Genomic DNA, 21,872 nt, shown 5'->3' with positions numbered 1-21,872 from the left:
TTTATGCTCCCTTCTGTAGCCGTTCGAGTTCAGCGAACACGCCGCCACTCTGCAACAGCTCCCTGGGTTTGCCCGACTCGATCACCCTGCCGTTTGCCAGCACCAATACCCGGTCAGCCATTGCCGCCATTTCGGTGTCATGGGTAATCACCAGGCGAGCCGAATCCGGCAGTGCCTCGGCCAGGGCAGTCATCATCTGCCGTGCGGTTTTGCCGTCCAGTGCCGCAGTCGGTTCATCCAGAATCAGCAGCGGTGGCGCAGTCAGCACCGCGCGGGCCATCGCCACGCGCTGGATTTGTCCGCCAGATAACCCCTGGCCGCCATCGCCAACCTGAGTGGCATAACTGGTCGGTAAAGCCTCGATAAACGTGGCAGCCTGAGCCAGTTTGGCTGCGGCATACAGTTCGCTGTTCCCGGCTTCCGGTCGCGCCAGACAAATGTTGTCTGCTATCGATCCGGCAAACAGGGTTGGCCGTTGTGGCAACCAGCCAATTTGCTGTTGCCACTCGGGCAGATCCAGTGCGGCCAAATCCTGCCCATCAACCAGAATCCGTCCCGTAGCCGGGGTGATAAACCTCAGCAGCAGCCTGGCGAGCGTGGTCTTGCCTGCACCGCTGGTGCCGACGATAGCCAGCGTCTCGCCGCGGCGCAGCGTAAAGGAGATATCTTCAATACCCCCGCCTTCCGGGTGACGATATCCCACACCTTCGAGCTGAATTTCCTGCGGTGCAGCACAGGGCAGCGGCTTGCTGTCTGACTGTGCCGGTGGCTCGGTGTTCAGAATCGCCAGCAAGCCTTCGGTTGCGCCAATGGCATCCATACGCGCGTGATAATGCGCACCCAGATCGCGCAACGGGCGAAAGAATTCAGGCGCCAGCAACAGGGCGAACAGACCCGGCAGGAAAGCCATCTCACCGTAATACAGGCGGAAGCCGACATACACCGCCACCATGGCAGTACTGATGGTGGCAAAGAATTCCAGCACCAGCGAAGAAAGAAAGGCAACACGCAGAACTTTCATCGTCGTATGACGATAGTTTTCGGAGATCGCGGCAATGATCGCCGCCTGTCTGCGGGCCGCATTGGACTGACGCAACGTCGTCAGGCCGGAAATAACATCAAAGAAATGCGCACTCATCAGGCTGAGCTTATGCCACTGCCTGAGGCTCATTTTCTCTGCCCCCTTGCCTACCAGAATCATAAATAGCGGCACCAGCGGAGCCGTTATCAGCATGATCAGCCCGGATACCCAATCAAAGGGGAACAACGCGGCCAGAATCGCCAACGGGACGATGCCGATAATGATTTTTTGCGGCAGGAAAGCGGAAAAATAGGTTTCGATCGCTTCAACACCTTCACCCAACGAGCTGGCAATGCTGCCGGTGCGTTGTTGCTGGCTCCATGCAGGGCCAAGTGCTGAGATACGTTCCAGTAAGGTTGCGCGCAACGTCTGACGGATACGTGCAGCGGTCTCAAAAGCAAAGCCCTGACGCAGCCAATCCAGGCCTGCGCGCAGGATCATCACGGCGGGTAACAGCCAAAGCGCCGGGAACAAGTCGGCCAATCCTTTACCGCCGATAACGACCCTGTCAATCAACCACGCCAGCAACCAGCACTGGACAATCATCATGATGGCATTCAGCGTTGCCATGGTGACAGACAGGGAAAAGAGCGCACCTGCCTGGCGACGCTGGCTTGAGAGCCAGCGTTCCGCCAGGCGAGCGGCCGCTCCACTAAGGGGAGGACGAGCCGACATGATTTATTTAGTGTCCGTAGCCAACCAGTTTGGAGATACGTCCCCGGAACACCCAAATCTGATACCAGTTATACATAATCATCACGGGTACAAACCCACCCATCGTCAGGGTGAAGGTGATCAGGGAAACCTGCGGGCTGGCGCCAGCCCAGATGGTCCAGGTGCCTGGTACTAACCACGGGAACATGCTGATCAGCATACCGAAGCCCAGAATCAGCGCAGCACCGTTAAACCACATAATCGCGGCAACATCTTTGTCCTTCAGCGTGTCACGACGCACCTGCTCAATGCAGTACAGGGCGATCAGACCGAACAGCCCCCAGACCCAGAAATGCGGTCCAAACCACTTCGCACGCGCCCAGTCAAAGATCGCAGCGCTCCACACCCAGGTGATGACAACCGCCGCAATCGCTAACCAGAAGATGGTCGCGGTCCAGCGAGCGGCATCCTGGCGGATAGGCTCAGACTTTTCAAAGCGCGCACGCACAAAGAGTACGCCGGAGAACGTCATTGCCACACAGGAGGCGATACCGGTCCAGATGGAGAAAGCCGAAATAAAGTTAAACGCCCCACCCGCATAATGCGGCACGCCATGCGCCGGGGTATCCAGTGCAAAGCCCTGTAACACCGCACCAACACACATCCCACCGAAGAAGGTGACCGCCAGGCTGGCGATACCAAACACGTGGTCAGAAAAACGCTGCCAGAACGGGGAAGCCAGGTGACGGAACTCCAGCGCAACAGCACGGGACATAATGCCCCACAGCACCAGGGCCATCGGCACCATCAGATAGCTGAAAGCCGAGCCGTAAACGAAGGGGAACGTACCAAACATAATCCCACCGGCCACGATCAGCCAGGTTTCGTTGGCATCCCAGGTACCGGCCATCGCGGCCATGATGGCACCGCGTTCGTCATGATCTTTAACGAAGAGCGAGAAGATCCCCGCCCCAAGGTCTGCGCCATCAAGCGCAATGTACAGCAGCACGCTGATGCCAAACGCCAACCACCAGGCGATGGTCAGGAACTGCTGAGTATGAGTAAGCATATCCATGGGTGTCTTCTCCGTATCAGACCGGGCGAACGTATTCAGGATGGTCAGCGTGACCACCATCTGGCGGCAGGTCGAGCTGACCAAGGTGCTCGTGACCTTCACCAGGCAGCTTGCTGGTTAAGTCAGGTCCGATACGAACCACCTTCGCCATAAACCAGATCGTACCGGCGATAACCGCTGACTCGAAGATGGCAAAGCCGACAAACCAGAAGATTGCCAGACCCAGTGTCATGGCGCTCATGCCGTCCTCGGTACGCATCAGACCGTTGACGATCCACGGCTGACGACCGATTTCACGCGTCCACCAACCGGCGATCACCGCGATATAAGGCAGCACCACCATCGCCACGGCGATAAACAGGAACACAGTATTGCGCGGAGCCAGTTCGACCGTCATACGACGGCGGCACATCAGCCAGATTCCCCACAGGCTCACCAGCAGCATGGCGCCGCCCGCTGCGCTCATGGCGCGGAAGGCATAGAACGGCAGCACCACCGGAGGCTGTTCATCTTTCGGGAAGCTGTTCAGGCCGCGCACCGGACCGTTCCAGGTTTTGGTTTCAATCAGGCTCAATGCATGAGGGATAGAAATCGACCATGCCAGCCCAGTCCCTTCGGCATTCGGCCAACCGAGGATGTGCCAGGCGCTGTTGACGTTGCCGTCGGCGTCATAGGTGTCGTAATGCCCTTCCATCGCGGCGAGCGCAGCAGGTTTATGCTCCAGCGTTTCCTCACCCAGCATATCGCCCATCCAAATCTGGGTGGCAGCGACGATGGCCAGCAACACCAGTGAATATTTCAGGGGGCGCAGGAACAGATCAACATGGCGACGCTTCAGTACGAACCAGGCACAGGTTGCGACCACGAAGGTGAGCGACAGCTCGAAGCTGGCGAGCAGCATGTGTGGGAAGGCAGTGCGGGCATTCGGATTGAACAGCGCGGCCATCCAGTCAGTCACATGGAAGATGCCATCCGTGTATTCGACTCCGGTAGGCGTCTGCATCCAGGAGTTAGCCACCAGAATCCACATCGCTGACAGCGTTGAGGAAAGGGCAACGTTGAAGGTGGCGAACAGATGCATGCCACGGCTAATCTTGCCCCAGCCAAAAATCATCAATCCGATGAAGCCCGCTTCATACATAAAGGCGGTAATGGTCTCATAGCCCAGCACCTGACCGAAAAACGGTCCGGCGGCCTGGGAAAAACGACCATAAAGGATACCAAAAGCCATTTCCATCGTGACACCGGTGGCCACACCGGCACCAAAGTTAACGATGAACAGCTTTTCGAAAAAACGACACAACCGATACCACTTCTCGTCATTTTTTCTGACCCACATCAGTTCAGAAATGAACAGAAGCGCAGCCAGACCAATGGTCAGCGGTGGATAAATGATATGTATTGAAGAGATTAGCGCAAAGTCGATACGCGTAATCAGCGATGTGAGATCATTACTTAACATGACTATCTTCTTTTCTATTAAGTGACCGTATTAGCCAGCGACAACCGGGCGCCCTTCCTCTTACCTGGCAGGTGAAATGATAAGAGTCGGGACAGGGAGAGTAGAAACAGGTGCCGCACCATCGTATTCCTCACGTCGGTGGCTTACCGCTAGCACATTCCCCTGACAGAAACGACTGAAACAGGATAATGTTCGAAAGCATAGCCGTGACTTTGTAGCCTGGTGACTAAACCATGCTGACTAAGACGCGTTGGCTGACGAAGCTTATTAACTAAGCGCTAACAGTACCCGACAATAAGCAAATTACTGCAACTGCTGAAATTTACTTATTAGAGATGTACCCAGGTTTCGAGACGCATATATTGTCATAAAAGCCCAATATAGGTTCTGTGTAGTCCGAATGAGGGCCAGTATATTCCTCCCCACCCGGATATTGTCAAGAAAAATGTGGGTAATCCATATTTTTGTTGCCCACCACATTATATTCATTCACAAGAAAGAAAAATGGCTGCAATCAATCAACGAACTGTAACCAAAAGAAAATTAATCGTTAATACTGATGCTTCCATTTCGCTCAATTATAACAACTCGTTAAACAAAAAATTGATTTAAATCAATTTATTACAACGATAGCATCGCATCTGCAATCCCGCAAGACGGTAAAACGAAGAGAGAAATAACAATCAATTTGGCTTTAAAAGAATAATAATTCCCGGCATTAATAATAACGCCGCAGCCAATATAAAAACATGAAATTCACAAAACAACCGACATTTGGATTATCACATAAGCTACATTGACAACCTTTCGATCCATTATTAACAACAAATATAACCTCCTGGTAACATAGGCGGGTTGTCACCTGAAAAATGAAGATTCGTGCCGATAGCACTGAAATGCAAAATTCAGCTAATTGTGCCACGGCAAATCATGCGCATTGGGGATAGGTGTAAACATCGCATAACACCGTAGCTACCGTCCTGAACGTTAACCACCCGGTGCACATGAATGCCGACCAGACCAATAACCGCACGGAGCCGTAACGGCGCGATTTATTGCGCCATGTTGTGCCGGTGCACACTGCCGGATACCGCACAAAGCAAACCCGCGCAATAAATTGCGCCGCGACGGAGGGTGCGTATCCACCTGGATCAGCGCAATCTCATTAAAATATCAGGGTAAAATCCCTTTTTAATGATTATCAAATCGTTGGTTATCAGGCATCTATAAGCCTTACTTGCTCTAACCCAATCCAGCAAAAGCGATCTTCATGTCGGATAACAATATTATTGTGCCTTACTCCAGTGTCGGAACGATTCGGTTTACCCATGCAGCCCCTCCTCGCCTCATCCTGCCCTTAAACGCTGTCTCTTCCTGCTGGCAGCTCCCGGTTTCTCTGCAACCGCGTGAGTCGGGCAGCCATCGCCAGCACTATCCGCCGTTACAGCCGCAATCTACCTTCAACTACGCGTCGCGCCCGGCTGTGATAACCCATGCTGTCACACCACGCATCCAGAAGATTGCTGCTACCACCAGAGTCGCCCCCGCAGAGAGTCGGCAACCTGCAGAAAAACATCCGAGAATCGTTGCGATGCGGAACAGGCTCACTAAGAAGCTGGAAAATACGGGGAAAGCTAAAAAAGCACTGGCAACCATTAATGAAAGGATCCCCCCCCAGCCTGAATTACTCACCCCGGCTGAAACCCTGCTTTATCGCGCAGCACATGAACCGGGAGTGATGCCCGCTCTGATGACGGTCCTCGGGGCTAACAACAGTCAACAAACCGTGCGAGCAAAAAAGCATTTTAACGCCCTGTCATCGGCCGGTGAGATTGCCAAAATCACCACCCGCCGACAGCCCAATGAATCCGACAGTCACTATGTTCTGCGGTTGATGCAAAACCCTGATTTACTCCAGCGGGATATCAGTATGCTCTCCGGAGTGAGCGTTCAGGATTTACGCTATCGGCCGGAATTTAAAATTCTGTCACCAGAAGGAGAAGAGGCGCAGACGGCCACGCCTAAGGGAGAAGATGAATCTGGCCCGGCTTACGTCCGGCGTATCTATCCGCTCTATCCTGACTTGTGTGAAGACGATTTCTGCGTACTGGCATGGATGGATATCCGGCGGCTGCGCAAGCTGTGGATGTTCAAAAGTTTAACCAAAGCAGCTACCACCGCTATGCATCTCAGCCCTCAACTTGAGAGTGAATCCACGCTGGATTATGCCCGTCGGCTGCACGCGCTTTACCCACACCTGACACCCCATGAACTGAGTGCCATCGCCAGGATGGATGAAAATATTTTGCGGCAACGAGCCGAATTCAAAACGCTATCGGAAGCAGGTCAGAGAGCTTTCGAAAACCAATCCCGCCGCGATGATGAATCGCCACTGCAATGTGCTATACGCCTGTTTCGGGCTAACCCCGACCTGACTCTTGACGATATCAGTTATATTTCCGGTATGAGCGAACCGAATCTGCGGCAAAGACCGGAATTTAAGGAACTGACGCCTGCGGCTAAAATCGCGCAACAAACCACACGTCGTCAGGATGACGAGAGCAACCATGCCTACGCAGTGCGTCTGCTTAACGAGCATCCACATCTGAAACCCACTGAAATTTGCGTTGCAGTTGGCGTGAGTGAACAAAATCTGCGGCAATGGCCTGAATTTATCCCGCTGACCGACGCCGCTAAAGCGGCACGTCAGGCAACACCGCGACAGGAGTATGAGTCGTCAATGGATTGGGCGGTGCGCCTGCATGAAGAACACCCGATGTTGGGCATTCCAGAACTCTGCAGTATTACTAAGGCATCCGTATCGGCCTTGCGTAAAAGAACGGAATTGAGGGATATCATTGAATTAAGTAAGAAAACCCTGCGACGCCGGAAAGCAGCCGCCATCCCACCCCTGCCTCAACCTCGTCCCGCCAAGCCCCGCTCTGCCAGCTACCGTTTGCTGGAAACGTATAACCGACTAAAAAAATTAAAAAAATACCCAATGGTGGTTTGGACAAGCATTTTTCAGCATACCTGGCGACCGGAAGAGACGCCGGAAGACTATGCCATACGTTTGCAGGAGTTGATTCCCACCATTCCCCAGCGGGCGCTTTGCCGACTGACAACATTAAGTTTGCAGGAGCTAAAGAAAATCCCTGCGTTTCAGAAGCTGTCAGCACCTGGGAAGCAAATTCATGCCAGCACCCCGCGTGGCACTGACGAATCAGCGGAAGATTATGCCCGCCGACTACTCAGCTTAAAGCCTAAACCATCCTACCGTGATATCAGCCTGCTGACAGGAGAAGACGAACGCAGGCTGCGCTATCGGCCAGAATATCAATCGCTGTCGAAGGAAGGCACCCGGATAAAGAAAATCACCCCACGTAAGAAAATGGAAACCCTCCATGAATACGCCGGACGCCTGCATAAGCTGTACCCGCGACTGCCATTGAGCGATATCAGTGTGCTGACCAGGTTAGATATACGCACCCTGCATGAACTGGGTATAAAATTATCGGGGCGCATCAGGAACGAGGATAATTCTCTTATCTCTCCCGCCGTTGCTGCCTCACCCGCACTTTCGTTACTGGATTTCAATAATCTCACCCCGGTTCCCACCCCCTTCGGTACCCTTTTGCCTGGTGATATCAACCGGCTGATAACGCCCCTTCCTTCCCATATCTCTTCACCGGTCGATTTGAATAGCGTGATAACCCCACAGCCCCCAGCCTTAGATTTCAACACCGTGGCCTTACTCCCGGCTTGCGGCTGGACCCCTTCCGTACAACAGATCCAGGAAATGAGTCATTTCCTGTTACGCCAGTCGGGAAGTTTCAATAATCAGCTCGCGGATGATGCCCTCAATATGTTGCTGGCTTCAGGGGTCATGCCTGCTGGCATCGTGCTGGTGGTAAATGAGTTCCGCGCCGATGGCAGTTTCAATCCGCAGGAAATACGCGCCAGCGCTGAACCCCAGTTAAACGAAATATATTTAAACCTGGTTTTGCAGCGCGATACCAATCTGGCGGGCACCTCCACCGGAAATGACGCATCGGCGCATTACTGGCCTGTTGGCCTTGATGGCAGGATCATTGACACTCGCTACGATGGCAACTGCCTGTACGCAAGCATCAGCATCGGACTCGGGTTACTGGGCTTTGTCGGGTTTACTGCCGAGGTGTTACGCAATGCCGTCGCTGATGAATTTTTACAGCACTCAGCAAAATGGTTGCAGTGGGTAGATATGGCAACACTTTATCAGGAATGGCAGGAGGCAAGAGCCAGCGTAAATAGCCTGCGGCATCAGCGTGTCAATTGAAATAGTGCAGGTGATAGCAATAAGTAAGGTGATGAAAAACAATCTCATTATTTACGCGTCTTTGTAATAATTACCGAGAAGAGCTTCACCAAACTATGCACATTTGCAAACAAGTAAGTCTGTGATGCTAAAAACGAAACATCGACCTGAAACCCGTTACTTCTTTCATAGCCAGCGTCAACCACATCAGCCGATGTGGTTTTAACCTGACAGCCGCCGCATGAAAGACGCATCAAACAAACCAGATCCTGATTTTCCATCCTATCCCCGGAGTTGAAATTGGCGGTTCTTTTCCATGTTGATTTTCTTTCAATCCGCGCTAAAACTTAAATAGCTTTGATGATAAAATTTCAAAGCAGGCTAATTATTATCAAGATAAGGATATAATATGAAACATCTCACCTCACTACTGGCCCTGACCCTATTGTTTTCCGCCTCTTCATTTGCTGCAAAGCAAGTCACCGCAGATGAAGTGAAATCAGGAGGATACGTAAGTATCGGTAATATTTCAGTCACCCAAACTGGCACCCCGACCGTGGGTCATAAAGCCTTTTCTAAAGCGGCTAACAAAAAGTGCCATGAAAGCGGAGAAATAAAATCCAGCCAATGTTATTACCGAATCGTTGATGAAGTCGGCCATAAAACCGATCACAAAGATATTGGTCTGGAAGTTTATAAAAAATAGCCTGACTGGAAAGTTGCCCTATAGAACGAGGACGTTTTATAGGGCACATCATTCTTAAATAAGGAGTTACCATGATAAGGACTATCCATGTTACCCCCCAATTTATTCACCGCCTGTTTCTCTCATATTTATCATCTGCTGAAGTAATTGTTACATTCTGGCCAGCGTTAGTGAGGCACTACCGACACTATAATTATCAACATTACCACTGCGCATCAGAACGTTTTAAAGGGTCAATGGGATTGCAACTATAGAGTGGTCTTTATGAAAAAAGTCACTTGGTCTGGGTTGTTGTTGATTATTTTTTTATGCCTGATTGCGGCCTGGTATGTATTTTTTCGTCAGACGCCCCCCGCCAACACCACACATGAGCAAAGTACGCCCGTCACTGCCGTGGCGGCAAAACTCAGCGATGTGCCGGTATTCATCGATGCGTTAGGAACAGTGACCGCGACCCGCACCGTCACCATCGTGCCGCAGATCGACGGCATTCTCGACCAGGTTTATTTCAAAGAAGGCCAGCCGGTGAAACAAGGGCAGCTGATTGCCCATATCGACTCACGCCAGTTAGAAGCGCAACGGTTAGCGGCGCAGGGAACCCTGGTTCACGATCAGGCGCTGCTGCTCAATGACCAGCAGAATTTACGCCGCTACCAGCAGTCGATCAAATCCGGTGCCATTACCCAACAAATGCTGGATACCCAGGTCGCGACGGTCAAAGAGGATGAGGGCACGGTACAGACCGATTCCGGCACGGTAAAAAATCTTGATGTCGAGTTAAGTTATACCGCCATTACCTCCCCGGTGGAGGGCGTTATTGGACTGCGTCTGGTCGATCCAGGCAATTACATCACCACGACCAGCACCACCGGAATTGCCGTGATCACGCAACTGGATCCCGCCACGGTGCTGTATGCCGTTCCAGAAGATTACCGGGACCAAATCAGCGCAGCCATAACGCACGGTACGGTGCCCGTTTTCGCTTATAACCGTGATGATCAGCGTCTGCTCAGCCAGGGACAGCTGATTGCCGTCGATAATCAGGTGGATACCAGCACCGGAACCATCAAAGTCAAAGCGGAGTTTCCCAATAGCGGCAACGTCTTGTTTCCCAATCAGTTTGTCAATGTCCATATGCAGGTCAACACCCTGAAGCACGTCCCGGTCATCCCCACCGCCGCGATCCAGCACGGCAGCAAGGGAGACTTTATTTTTGTGGTCGGCGGCGCGAATAAAGTTGAACTGCGTAATGTAAAAGTGGGACCGACCAGCGGGCAGAATAGCGCCATCCTCAATAACGGCGTGCAGCCCGGTGAGCGAATTGTTACCGACGGTGCAGACAAGCTGGATAACGGCTCACTGATCCGCATTGTGTCGCCGTGATAAGGGGCTGCCATGAATGTCTCTCGCCCCTTTATTGAGCGCCCCATCGCAACGACCTTGCTGATGATTGCTCTGCTGCTGGCGGGATTATTGGGCTATCGCTTGCTGCCAGTGTCCGCACTGCCGGATGTGGACTATCCCACCATCCAGGTTTATACCCAGTATCCAGGGGCCAGTCCCGAGGTGATCAGTACCTCCATCACCGCCCCGCTGGAAGTGCAATTAGGGGAAATGGCCGGCCTCAAGGCGATGAACTCCACCAGCTCGAATGGCGTTTCCATCATCACACTGGAATTCGATTTGGCCTTATCACTCGATGTGGCGGAGCAGGAAGTTCAGGCGGCAATTAACGCCTCGGCAAGCTACTTACCCACTAATCTGCCTTATCCACCGGTTTACAATAAGGTCAATCCCGCCGATGCGCCGGTACTTACTCTGTCTCTCACTTCAGATGTTTTACCGCTCACAGAGGTTGAAGATCTGGCCGATACCCGGCTGGCGCAGAAGATTTCCCAGATTACCGGCGTAGGTCTGGTCTCTATCGGCGGTGGTCAGCGTCCTGCCGTCAGGGTCGAGGTCAATAGCCAGGCACTGAATGCACTGGGTATTTCGCTGGATAATGTCCGCACCAGTCTGGGCAATGCTAACGTCAACCAGGCCAAAGGCAATCTGATCGGTCCCTGGCAGGCGTTTTCGATTGGCGCTAACGACCAACTGCAATCGGCGGCGGATTACCAGAAGATTATCATTGCCTACAAAAACGGTGCCCCGGTGCGGCTGGCGCAAGTTGCCAGCGTCATTGACGCCTCAGAAAATCGCTACCAGGCAGCCTGGACCAACACCACACCCGCCATTGTGCTGAATATTCAGCGCCAGCCGGGAGCCAACGTGATCGAGGTGGTTGACCGGATCAAAAATCTCTTACCACAGCTGCGCGCCAGCCTACCTGGCACCGTTAAGGTCACCATCCTCACCGATCGCACGCAAACCATCCGCGCTTCCGTCACCGATGTCGAGTACGAACTGGCGGTCGCCATTGCGCTGGTGATCATGGTGATCTTCATCTTTTTACGCAAACTCGCCGCTACCGTCATCCCGGCAGTCACCGTCCCTCTGTCACTGATTGGCACGCTGGCGATTGCCTGGAGCCTCGGTTTTTCACTCAACAACCTGACGCTGATGGCCCTCACCGTCGCCACCGGTTTTCTGGTTGACGATGCCATCGTCATGATTGAAAACATCACTCGCTATATTGAAAGCGGCGACCCACCGCGGGAAGCGGCGCTGAAAGGCTCAAAACAAATTGGTTTCACCATTATTTCGCTGTCGGTATCGCTGATTGCCGTGATGATTCCACTGCTATTTATGGGGGATGTGGTCGGTCGTCTGTTCCGGGAGTTTGCTCTGACGCTGGCCATCGCCATCGTCGTTTCCGCTATTGTCTCGCTGACGCTCACACCAATGATGTGTTCACAGATGTTCAAAACCCATGAGGAGACCCGGCGGGCCGATTTCTTTGATCGCATCAATCAACATTATGTACATAGCATGGGCTGGGTGCTGCGCCATCAGGGATGGGTGCTTTTTTCGGTCGCGCTCACCACGCTGCTGACTTTCGCAGTACTGCTGTTGATGCCCAAAGGCTTTTTCCCTGAACAGGATACCGGATTGCTGGCGGGGGTTTCTCAGGCTGCCCCGGATATCTCTTTTCCCTATATGGTGCAGCAACAGCAGCAACTGGTGAATGAAATTTTAAAAGATCCTGCCGTTGCCAGCCTGTCATCGTTTGTCGGCATCAATCAGACTAACCCCACCCTTAACCAGGGAACGGTGCTTATCAATCTCAAAGACAAAGGAGCTCGCGATAGCAGCAGTCAGGTGATGCGCCGTCTGGCGGATGCAACGGCAAATCAGGCCGGTGTGCGCCTTTATCTGCATCCGGTACAGGATCTGACGCTGGATGACAGCATCTCCACCACCAGTTATCGGGTGGGGTTACAGGCCACCGATCCGGGGATATTGAACCAATGGACCACCAAATTGCTGGCGGCGATGAAGCAGGACCCGGCCTTCGCCGACGTGCAAAGCCAGGCGCTACAGCAGGGGAATCAAGTTCAGCTGACATTTGATCGCGCCACCGCATCCCGCCTCGGGGTAACGCCCCAGGCGATTGATGATGTGCTGTACGATGCCTTCGGTCAGCGTCAGATTTCCACCATTTATACCCATCTGAATCAATACCATGTGGTGATGGTCGCCGACCGGGAAACGGCTGAGCTGTCCGGCCTGCTTTCCGGGTTGTATGTCAGCACCTCATCCGGTGGAATCACGCCTTTGGCAACCCTGGCAACGATGGCAGTGATCCCGGCCCCCGTCACCATCAATCGACAGGGGCAATTTCCCTATGCGGATGTATCGTTCAACCTCGCGCCCGGCTACACGCTGGGCACCGCCCTGACACATCTCGATCACATCAAACAACAGCTGGCGATCCCGTTGTCTGTGCAAATCGCGCTCGAGGGGGCAGCCGCAACCTTTCAGGCTTCGCTGGCCAGCCAGGCTTTTCTGGTGCTGGCGGCAATTATTGTGGTTTATCTGATGCTGGGCATTTTGTATGAAAGCTTTATCCATCCGATCACCATTCTGTCTACCTTACCTTCTGCGGCGCTGGGGGCCTTGCTGGCGCTGGTGATCACCGGTACTCAGTTCGATATTATCGGCCTGATCGGCATAGTGCTGTTGATTGGGATCGTCATGAAGAATGCCATCATGATGATTGATTTCGCCCTTGAACTGGAGCGTAACCAACAGCTTTCCGCCACTGAAGCGATTTCCCGGGCAGCTGAGCTGCGCTTTCGCCCAATCCTGATGACCACTATCGCCTCGATGTTTGGCGCCCTCCCGCTGGCATTTGGCACCGGTATGGGATCGGAATTACGTCATCCGTTGGGGATCGCCATCATTGGCGGCCTGGTAGTCAGCCAGTTACTGACGCTGTTCTCCACCCCGGTGATGTATCTGGCCATGCACCGCATGGGGGATGCGGTAACGCGCTGGCGCGCAAGGTCGTCCTGATGAACCTTTCAGCTCCCTTTATCCGGCGGCCCGTTGCCACCATCCTGTTAGCGGTTGGCATGGCGCTGGCGGGCATACTGGCGTTTAACTTGTTGCCGGTGGCACCGTTGCCCGAGGTAGATTTTCCCACCATCAGCGTGACAGCCACCTTGCCAGGGGCCGATCCTAATACCGTCGCCACGTCCGTGGCCACACCACTGGAACGCCAGTTTGGGCAAATATCCGGTATTACGCAGATGACCTCCGTCAGCTCACTGGGCGCGACACGTATCACCATGCAGTTCGATTTGAACCGCAATATCGATGGTGCGGCGCGTGATGTCCAGGCGGCGATCAACGCGGCACGCACCAACCTGCCTGCCAACCTGGAAGGTAATCCGACTTATCGTAAAGTGAATCCCGCCGATGCCCCGATTCTGATCCTCAGCCTGACTTCCGATTCCGCCACCCGTGGGCAACTGTATGATGCCGCCTCAACCGTGCTACAACAAAAACTGCTGCAAACCTCAGGCGTTGGCGATGTCACCGTGGGCGGCGGTGCCTTGCCTGCGGTGCGTATTGAACTCAATCCTGACCGCACCAATCACTACGGTATCAGCCTGGAACAAATCCGCACCGTGATTGCCAATGCCAACGTCAATCTGCCCAAGGGAACGCATCGCGAAGGCAATCAAACTTACACCCTGGGCGCAAACGATATGCTGTACCGGGAAGGGGATTATGGGCCTTTGGTGGTCAGCCAGACACCGCAGCAGGTGGTGCATATCGCCGACCTTGGCTATGTACGGCAGGATGTCGAGAATCTGGAAAATTACGGCCTGTCGAACGGCAAACCTGCTGTACTGCTGATCGTCTATAAACAACCCGGTGCCAACGTGATCGACACTGTCGATAACGTGAAAGCTGAACTGCCATTTTTATCCGAATCGATCGCCCCAACCATCAAACTGAACATTTTGATGGATCGCACCACCACCATTCGCGCCTCGTTGCGGGAAGTGGAGATAACACTGCTGATAGCGGTGCTGCTGATCACGCTGGTGACCTTTGCCTTTTTCCGCAACTGGCGTACTACCCTGGTTCCCGCCATCGTGGTTCCCCTCTCACTGCTCAGCACCTTTGCGGTGATGTATTTCCTTGGATTTAGCCTCAATAACCTGTCACTGATGGCGCTGACGATTGCGACCGGCTTTGTGGTGGATGATGCGATCGTAGTGGTGGAGAACATCATGCGCCATCTGGAACGGGGGAAGTCGCCGGTCCAGGCCGCTCTCGACGGTGCACATGAGGTCGGGTTTACGGTGCTGACCATTAGCGTGTCGCTGGTGGCGGTATTTATCCCGCTGTTGCTGATGGGGGGCATCGTCGGACGGCTGTTTCGTGAGTTTTCGGTCTCGTTGTCGGTCGCGATTATGATGTCGATGCTGATTTCGCTGACGGTAACGCCGATGCTGGCAAGCCTGGCGCTGCGCCATAAACCACGGCATCCCCCTCAACAGGACCACTATACCCACACCGGCTTCCACCGTTTTTACCAGCGCACCCTCGGTTGGGTGCTGCTCCACCCGGTGTTAATGGGTACGGTGACACTATTGATACTGGTGCTGAACGTGGTGTTGTACATCGTTATTCCCAAAGGTTTTTTCCCGCAGGAGGATACCGGCAGATTGATTGGCAGGGTGCAAGCCTCGCAAAGTATCTCCTGGTACGCGATGCAGCGTAAGTTTCAGCAGATCAACCAGCTGGTGCTCAAAAATCCCAACGTGGCCTCGGTGGGCAGTTTTATTGGTGGCTCGAACGCCATCAATAACGGCTTTATGTTTGTCACCCTGAAGCCTTTAGGAGAACGCAAAGCGAGTGCGGATGAGGTGATTGGTCAGTTGCGCCACGCGCTGGGGAACATTCCGGGTGCCAGACTTTACCTGCAGTCCGCGCAGGATATTACCGTCGGTGGCAGGCAAAGTGGTGCGCAATACCAATATACCCTGACGGCTGATGAACAAACCGACCTGGATAGCTGGGTGCCGAAAGTGGTGGCTGCCATGCACACACTCCCCATCCTGCAAGACATCAATACCGATCAACAAGATAATAGCTTGCAGGCAACGGTGAATGTAGACCGTGATACCGCCTCCCGACTGGGGGTGCCATTTGCCTCAATCGATCAGGCGTTATATGACGCTTTCGGCCAGCGACAGGTATCGACCATTTATAAATCGACCAATCAATATCATGTGGTGATGGAGCTGGCCCCCGAATACTGGACCGATCCGGCAGCACTGACCGGAATTTACGTTCCGGCTGGCACGCCCTCCGGCGGGGGAGGCAGCACAACGGTAACGCCCTCCACTCCGGTGTCGTCAGAAGGAAATACGCTGATTCCCCTTGCTGCGATGGCACATTTTACCCTGAACCGCACAGCCATCTCGATTAACCATCAGGATGCTTTTCCCGCTATCACGGCCTCATTTAACCTTGCACCTGGGGCTGCCATTGGCCAGGCAACCCAGCAGGTGAATGACGCTGTCGCCCGGTTGCGCATGCCCGCCAATATCCAGGGAAGCTTTTCGGGAACGGCACAGGTATTTCAGCAATCCGTCGCCAGTGAGCCCTGGTTGATTCTCGCGGCATTGATATCGGTCTATATCGTGTTGGGTATGCTGTATGAGAATCTGATCCACCCGTTGACGATTATCTCTACCCTGCCTTCTGCAGGTGTGGGGGCATTAATTGCTCTGCTTATCACCGATACCCAGCTTTCCATTATCGCGTTAGTGGGGGTGATCTTGCTGATTGGCATCGTGAAGAAAAATGCCATCATCATGATTGATTTCGCCATAACGGAAGAACGTGAGCATAAACGCAGTGCAGAGGAAGCCATTATGCGCGCCTGTATGATCCGTTTCCGTCCCATTATGATGACCACCTGCGCCGCCATTTTAGGGGCGCTGCCGCTGGTCTTAGGTTCAGGTTATGGTTCCGAGTTTCGGAAACCACTCGGTATTTCAATTATTGGTGGTTTGTTATTTAGTCAAATTCTGACGCTTTACACCACACCGGTTATTTATTTATGGCTTGACCGCACCTGGCAACACTTTCGCCGTACCAAAAAATAAATACGAATAAATAATGCCTGCCAGTTTAAAAATGGCAGGCATTGTAGTTTTAATTAACCCATTGTTAATCAGGGCATATAATCAGGCGGTACATCGTCTCCTGACTGTGGATAATAATCAGGTGGAACCGCTGAGGGGGCGGGAGCCGGTGCGACATAACCCGCAGGCATTGGCACCTGATTACCTTTTGCGTACATGCACTGAACATACACATTGTTATATTGCTGCTGTATATCATCATTACTGCGCAGGGATGAATTATTGGCCACGGCGCTGCCCACCAGCAGACCCGCACCGGCCCCAATCAGGGCCCCCGGCCCTGCCTGGCCGGAAGCTGCACCAATTAATGCACCACTGGCAGCCCCTATCAACGTTCCTCCGGCAGCGTTAGCTGTCACGTTATTATTCGCCTGTTGCGTAGCCTGGCTCAGATTTCCTCGGGCAAAATCACGGCAGAGGGAATCGTCAGTCTGAAACTGCGCATAACTTTTACCCGTACCGGGCAATGCCGTCACATTCGGCCCGCTGGGGGGCGATACACAGCCGGATAAAAGCACGCAGCCCAGCGTAATAACCGCCGGATACCATGTCATTGTTTTCATGCTGGCTTGACCTCTGATGGGTATTTATTTAATACGGGGCCGGTGCTGGAGCCACCACTTTAAGCCAGCCGGATGGACAACGTTTTACCTGCGGATAATATCCTCCCGGACTGCGGCAATAGTAAGCGCTGGCCGGTGCAGGCTGCTGAACGTAAACCTGAGGAGCGGGTGGTGACACATAAACGGTTGCGGGCGGACCGTAATAAGGTGGCGGGCCGTAATAAGCAGGCGGCCACCAGATTGGCCCGGCACCAATAATGACACGGGGGCCACCATAACCATGATAGTAATAACCTCGTGCATAGGCTAAGTGAGGTGCGCTTATCCCCACCAGTAAAGTCATCACAATTTGCAAAAAGATGAGTCTTTTCATGATACACCTTCAGAGACAACACAAGTTGTTAAATAAACGGGGCAGACACCATTTGATACATGCGTTGTTTATAGCGCTTCTTTATAAAACAATATCAACCTTACCATTTTAATTTAGAACACACGCGCCAGTATTCCTGAAGAATTAAGTAAATGATTCGCAAACATATAGAAGAAATCATGGATAAAACATTCAATTGTGTTTCTGCAATATATTTAGCATGAGAAAAAATATTCGCAGCCATCATTAAGTTATTAACCTGACTGATTGAAAAAGATAAGTATTAATGCCTCGACCGCATAGATCATACAGGCCAGGACAATTTTCACCCACAGATTACGATGGGAAAAATGCTTCAAAATCACACAGATAATAACAAAAAGTAGTTGCAGTAATTCGCGCAAATGTAAGAAGTGAGTGATAACCATAATGTCCCCGACAACTAACCAAAGGTCTTAAAACTATACCTTTGGTTAGCGTGCTCGGCTTGGATATCTGCTTTAGATTTAAGAACCGTCTAGGTTCGGCTTAAAACTCTTTTTGCCCACCCAGTTCAATCACCCTATTGGGTGGGATCATAAATTGCTCGTGCGCCCGCAGAGCGTTGCGTTGTAAGAAGTGGAAAATGGCCCCTTTCGCCCGTGCCAGCCCGTTTCGTTTCTTCATCACTAACGTATCGTGTGAGGTAAAAAACGATGCCTCCTGCAAGGTACAACCAAAGCCCTCCAGGCCACACAGATGGAGAATCTCCTGCATTGAAGGCACCTCATGCCAGCCATAATCCGCTGTCACCTGCCAGAACGAAGGAGATAGCTGCTGAATACGGATGCGTTTCTGATTATGTACCCTTGGCGTATCGATAGTCCGGATATGCAAAAGTACCGTCCGCGCATGTAGCACACGGTTATGTTTAAGATTGTGCAGCAACGCCTGGGGGATTTCATATTCCTTGCGTGACAGGAAGATGGCTGTTCCTTCCACCCGTTTCGGTGGATTCGCTTCCAGCGAACTGATCATCGCTTTCAGTCCCACCGGATCATCCGCCAGACGACGGATCAGCAGCGAGCGTTCACTGCTCCAGATCAGCATCAGGACCAGCATCGTCATGGCCAGCAGCACCGGCACCCAGCCGCCCGACAGCAGTTTCATCAGGTTGGCACTGAATAGCGGCACATCGATAAACAACATGCAGACGAGGAAAACCAGCGCCAGCGGAAATGGCCAGCGCCAGTTTTTAAAGGCGACCACGCTTGCGAGGCAGGCTGTCAGCACCATAGTCCCCGTGACCACGATACCGTATGCCGACGACAGCGCTGAAGACTGCCGGAAAGAGATAATAATCACCGTCACCGCCACATACAGCAGCCAGTTAGCCACTGGAATATAGATCTGTCCGGACTCGGTTGATGAGGTATAGACGATACGCACCGGCGGCAGGAATCCCTGCCGGATGGCCTGATGCGTCAGGGTATAGACACCGGAAATCACCGATTGGGCGGCGATCACCGTCGATAAGGTGGCTAACACAATCAGCGGGATCTGCGCCCAGTCGGGAGCCAGCAGGTAAAAGGGGTTGCGCACCGCGTCGGCGTCGGCCAGCACCAGCGCCCCCTGACCAAAGTAGTTCAGCACCAGCGCTGGCATCGCAATAACCAGCCATGCCAGGCGAATCGGTGTTTTTCCCAGATGGCCCATATCCGCATACAAGGCTTCAGCCCCGGTCACCGCCAGCACCACCATGCCTAACGCGGCGAAGGAAAGCGCCTTATGGCTGTTGAGAAACTCCAGCGCAAAGAGTGGATTCAATGCCTGCAACACGGCGGGATTCATCATAATGCCCCGCACCCCCAGCACCGCGAGGGTCAGAAACCACACCAGCATCACCGGGCCAAATACGCGGCTCACCCGCTCAGTGCCATGTTTCTGAATCATAAACAGTAAGGTCAGGATAATGACTGACAGCGGGACAATCACGCGATCCAGCGTAGGCGCGACCACTTCAATCCCTTCTATGGCCGACATCACTGAAATGGCGGGTGTAATCACGCCATCACCATAAAAGAATGCGCTGCCGATCAATCCCGCCAGCACAATAAAATGTCCGGCGCGACCGGTAACGTGCTGACGTGCCAGTGACATCAGCGTCAGGATCCCGCCCTCGCCGTCATGATCGGCGCGCATCACAAAGCAAACGTATTTCACGGTGACGATCAGCGTCAGCGCCCAAAAGATCAGTGACAGAAAACCCATCACCGCAGCTTGCGTCGGACTGCCATCGGGCAATATCGACAGGCATTCCCGTAGTGTGTAGAGCGGGCTGGTACCAATATCACCAAACACAATGCCTGCTGCTGCCACCATGCCTGCCGGAAGAGACTGCTTTGTTGAAGCCATAAGGAATGCATCCTTTCAGAGAGTTGTCACGAGCACCCGATAGACAGTCGCTCAGCGACTGGATGAAGCAATTATAGCTGCTGCCCTTTGCTAACGAAGTGGAGAGTAAGGCCCGTTTTTGCCTGATTTTTATACCCGTCAGTCGTTTTTTTACGCCTTTTTTATATGCGGATCGCTTAAATCAATATGAACGATTTCCATCAGGATCAAAGGGAAAATACTATGTCAGGCTTAATGCTGGTTTCGCACAATTTGTCACGGGCTTCGACCTTATCCGCGCTGTATGAAAGCATCCTGTCACGACGCGGTGGCTTATGGGTTAGCTGGGACGGCAAAACTCAGGCTACTGCCCCGGATACCCCACGCCGACTGAATTTCCGGCACGGCCATAAATTTGACACCCTCACTTTCCCGCTGACCCAGGCTGAGGTGGAACAGGGCTATCAACATTATGTCCATCAGGGCCTGTGGCCGATGTTTCATCAGCGACCTGACCTGGCGCGTTTTAACCAGGATGATTTGAGCCAGTACCGGAAACTCAATGAAGCCTATGCCAGAGCAGTCAGCGAATACGCAATGCCCGATGATGTTATCTGGATCCAGGATTACCACTTGATACCGAGCGTAAAACTGCTGCGCACGGCCGGACTGGCAAATCGCATTGGCTTATTTTTCCATCAACCCTTCCCGGCGGGCGCGGGGTTCTCTGCCATTCCCGACTGGCCGTGGCTGGCTGAATCGCTGCTGTGTTGCGATTTGATTGGCTTTCAGACTACGCAGGATATGAACAACTTTCTGTTGTGGGTCGAAAGTACATTTCGCTGCGAACGCCTGAGCGCCACGCGCATACGTATTCACGGGCAAATTATCAGCACCGGGGTGTATCCGGTGGGTATCGATTTGGAAGATGCGCACTGCCTGCTGGCAAGCAACAGTTGCAGTTATATGGAAGAACAGTGCCGGGCAACCCTGCCGGAAAACACCATCCTGAGCGGCGGACATCTTGATGATAGCGCTGGCCTGCCTTATCGCATCAGCGCCATTGAGGTCTTGTTACGCAATCACCCGGATTACACGGGAAATATTATGCTATTGCAGCTGGCTTCCCCGGCTGCCGGCTATGCGCCGCGCACGGTGGAGCTGAGCCATGAGCTGGAGAATCTGTGCGGTGAAATGAATGGCGTGCAGGGTACGCTGGAATGGTGCCCGATCAGTTATCTGACCAAAGCCTACAGTCGGGAGGAGCAGGCTGGTATCTATCGTGCGTCTCGTGTCGCGCTGGTCACGCCGCTAATGGCGGGTATGAGCCTGATGGCGAAGATGTATGTTGCAGTGCAGGATCCCGCCAATCCTGGCGTGTTGATCCTGTCGCAGTTTGCCGGTGCGGCAGAACATATGGATGGTGCATTGATTGTTAATCCTTATGACCCCGATGCCATTGCTGACGCCATTCACACTGCGCTGCGTATTCCGCTCAGCGAACGGCAAAATCGCCACGCCCGGCTGATGAAAGGCATCCATCAGCAGGATTGTCACTGGTGGGCAACGCGTTTTGTCGAAGATCTCAGTGCCCCGGAAAGTGAAGACATCGGATTAATGGCGGGCAGCCTGATGTTGTCTTCAGGGTTTAGTGGGCGTGTGAGGTATTAATTAA

General features: G+C 53.1%; 13 protein-coding genes. 6 read left to right on the top strand and 7 right to left on the bottom strand.

What is annotated here, in order from left to right:
- Window position 1: 1 nt before the first annotated feature.
- The 3 genes from cydD to AC6I8X_RS02410 are packed head-to-tail and all read right to left on the bottom strand — an operon-like array spanning window position 2 to window position 4,272.
- Entirely contained in the window at window positions 2–1,756 is a 1,755-nt protein-coding gene (gene cydD / locus AC6I8X_RS02420; protein WP_497840512.1) for a thiol reductant ABC exporter subunit CydD, read from the bottom strand.
- A gap of 7 nt (window positions 1,757–1,763) precedes the next feature.
- Window positions 1,764–2,810 carry a cytochrome d ubiquinol oxidase subunit II gene (locus tag AC6I8X_RS02415; RefSeq protein ID WP_299457980.1) on the bottom strand — a complete coding sequence of 349 codons (1,047 nt, stop codon included), beginning with the start codon at window positions 2,808–2,810 and terminating at the stop codon, window positions 1,764–1,766.
- Between the two features lie 16 nt (window positions 2,811–2,826).
- Window positions 2,827–4,272, bottom strand: a complete 1,446-nt coding sequence (locus tag AC6I8X_RS02410; RefSeq protein WP_299457982.1) for a cytochrome ubiquinol oxidase subunit I — start codon at window positions 4,270–4,272, stop codon at window positions 2,827–2,829.
- 1,270 nt (window positions 4,273–5,542) lie between these two features.
- Here AC6I8X_RS02410 and AC6I8X_RS02405 point away from each other — a divergent pair.
- Window positions 5,543–8,590, top strand: coding sequence for a hypothetical protein (locus AC6I8X_RS02405; RefSeq protein ID WP_497840510.1), 3,048 nt, complete (start codon window positions 5,543–5,545; stop codon window positions 8,588–8,590).
- A 47-nt stretch (window positions 8,591–8,637) separates the two neighbouring features.
- Here the strand turns inward: AC6I8X_RS02405 and AC6I8X_RS02400 are convergent, their stop codons facing one another.
- Complete coding sequence (locus AC6I8X_RS02400) at window positions 8,638–8,850, bottom strand: hypothetical protein (protein WP_313686915.1); 213 nt, start codon at window positions 8,848–8,850, stop codon at window positions 8,638–8,640.
- A 128-nt stretch (window positions 8,851–8,978) separates the two neighbouring features.
- On the opposite strand from AC6I8X_RS02400, the gene AC6I8X_RS02395 reads away from it, so the two are divergent.
- From AC6I8X_RS02395 to AC6I8X_RS02380, 4 genes are all read left to right on the top strand, one after another.
- A complete protein-coding gene (locus AC6I8X_RS02395) occupies window positions 8,979–9,275 on the top strand; it encodes a hypothetical protein (protein ID WP_497840508.1) in 297 nt (98 codons plus the stop codon).
- Window positions 9,276–9,539: 264 nt separating this feature from the next.
- Window positions 9,540–10,658 carry an efflux RND transporter periplasmic adaptor subunit gene (locus tag AC6I8X_RS02390; protein ID WP_497840507.1) on the top strand — a complete coding sequence of 373 codons (1,119 nt, stop codon included), beginning with the start codon at window positions 9,540–9,542 and terminating at the stop codon, window positions 10,656–10,658.
- A 12-nt stretch (window positions 10,659–10,670) separates the two neighbouring features.
- Window positions 10,671–13,733: an efflux RND transporter permease subunit gene (locus tag AC6I8X_RS02385; protein WP_497840506.1), complete on the top strand. Its 3,063-nt coding sequence runs from the start codon at window positions 10,671–10,673 to the stop codon at window positions 13,731–13,733.
- Window positions 13,733–16,849 (top strand): efflux RND transporter permease subunit, encoded by a 3,117-nt coding sequence (locus tag AC6I8X_RS02380; protein ID WP_313689320.1) that lies wholly within the window; start codon window positions 13,733–13,735, stop codon window positions 16,847–16,849. The genes AC6I8X_RS02385 and AC6I8X_RS02380 overlap by 1 nt, the downstream gene beginning before the upstream one ends.
- Window positions 16,850–16,917: 68 nt before the next feature.
- Here the strand turns inward: AC6I8X_RS02380 and AC6I8X_RS02375 are convergent, their stop codons facing one another.
- From AC6I8X_RS02375 to kup, 3 genes are all read right to left on the bottom strand, one after another.
- Entirely contained in the window at window positions 16,918–17,451 is a 534-nt protein-coding gene (locus tag AC6I8X_RS02375; protein ID WP_313689318.1) for a glycine zipper family protein, read from the bottom strand.
- 28 nt (window positions 17,452–17,479) lie between these two features.
- Window positions 17,480–17,824, bottom strand: a complete 345-nt coding sequence (locus tag AC6I8X_RS02370; RefSeq protein ID WP_313689316.1) for a hypothetical protein — start codon at window positions 17,822–17,824, stop codon at window positions 17,480–17,482.
- Window positions 17,825–18,352: 528 nt separating this feature from the next.
- Window positions 18,353–20,218, bottom strand: coding sequence for a low affinity potassium transporter Kup (kup, locus tag AC6I8X_RS02365; protein WP_497840505.1), 1,866 nt, complete (start codon window positions 20,216–20,218; stop codon window positions 18,353–18,355).
- 222 nt (window positions 20,219–20,440) lie between these two features.
- Between kup and AC6I8X_RS02360 the strand changes: the two genes are divergently transcribed.
- The gene (locus AC6I8X_RS02360; protein ID WP_497840504.1) at window positions 20,441–21,868 is read left to right on the top strand and encodes an alpha,alpha-trehalose-phosphate synthase (UDP-forming); all 1,428 of its coding nucleotides are present in this window, start codon (window positions 20,441–20,443) and stop codon (window positions 21,866–21,868) included.
- The last annotated feature ends 4 nt before the right edge of the window (window positions 21,869–21,872 follow it).

It is taken from the genome of Pantoea sp. X-Soil-TKNS-1280, assembly GCF_059730475.1.
This window is presented reverse-complemented; position numbering and strand designations above follow the sequence as displayed.

Bases quoted from the DNA above. Each gene is read 5' to 3' on its own strand.
- cydD (WP_497840512.1), bottom strand. From the start codon at position 1,756: ATGTCGGCTCGTCCTCCCCTTAGTGGAGCGGCCGCTCGCCTGGCGGAA.
- AC6I8X_RS02415 (WP_299457980.1), bottom strand. From the start codon at position 2,810: ATGGATATGCTTACTCATACTCAGCAGTTCCTGACCATCGCCTGGTGG.
- AC6I8X_RS02410 (WP_299457982.1), bottom strand. From the start codon at position 4,272: ATGTTAAGTAATGATCTCACATCGCTGATTACGCGTATCGACTTTGCG.
- AC6I8X_RS02405 (WP_497840510.1), top strand. From the start codon at position 5,543: ATGTCGGATAACAATATTATTGTGCCTTACTCCAGTGTCGGAACGATT.
- AC6I8X_RS02400 (WP_313686915.1), bottom strand. From the start codon at position 8,850: ATGGAAAATCAGGATCTGGTTTGTTTGATGCGTCTTTCATGCGGCGGC.
- AC6I8X_RS02395 (WP_497840508.1), top strand. From the start codon at position 8,979: ATGAAACATCTCACCTCACTACTGGCCCTGACCCTATTGTTTTCCGCC.
- AC6I8X_RS02390 (WP_497840507.1), top strand. From the start codon at position 9,540: ATGAAAAAAGTCACTTGGTCTGGGTTGTTGTTGATTATTTTTTTATGC.
- AC6I8X_RS02385 (WP_497840506.1), top strand. From the start codon at position 10,671: ATGAATGTCTCTCGCCCCTTTATTGAGCGCCCCATCGCAACGACCTTG.
- AC6I8X_RS02380 (WP_313689320.1), top strand. From the start codon at position 13,733: ATGAACCTTTCAGCTCCCTTTATCCGGCGGCCCGTTGCCACCATCCTG.
- AC6I8X_RS02375 (WP_313689318.1), bottom strand. From the start codon at position 17,451: ATGAAAACAATGACATGGTATCCGGCGGTTATTACGCTGGGCTGCGTG.
- AC6I8X_RS02370 (WP_313689316.1), bottom strand. From the start codon at position 17,824: ATGAAAAGACTCATCTTTTTGCAAATTGTGATGACTTTACTGGTGGGG.
- kup (WP_497840505.1), bottom strand. From the start codon at position 20,218: ATGGCTTCAACAAAGCAGTCTCTTCCGGCAGGCATGGTGGCAGCAGCA.
- AC6I8X_RS02360 (WP_497840504.1), top strand. From the start codon at position 20,441: ATGTCAGGCTTAATGCTGGTTTCGCACAATTTGTCACGGGCTTCGACC.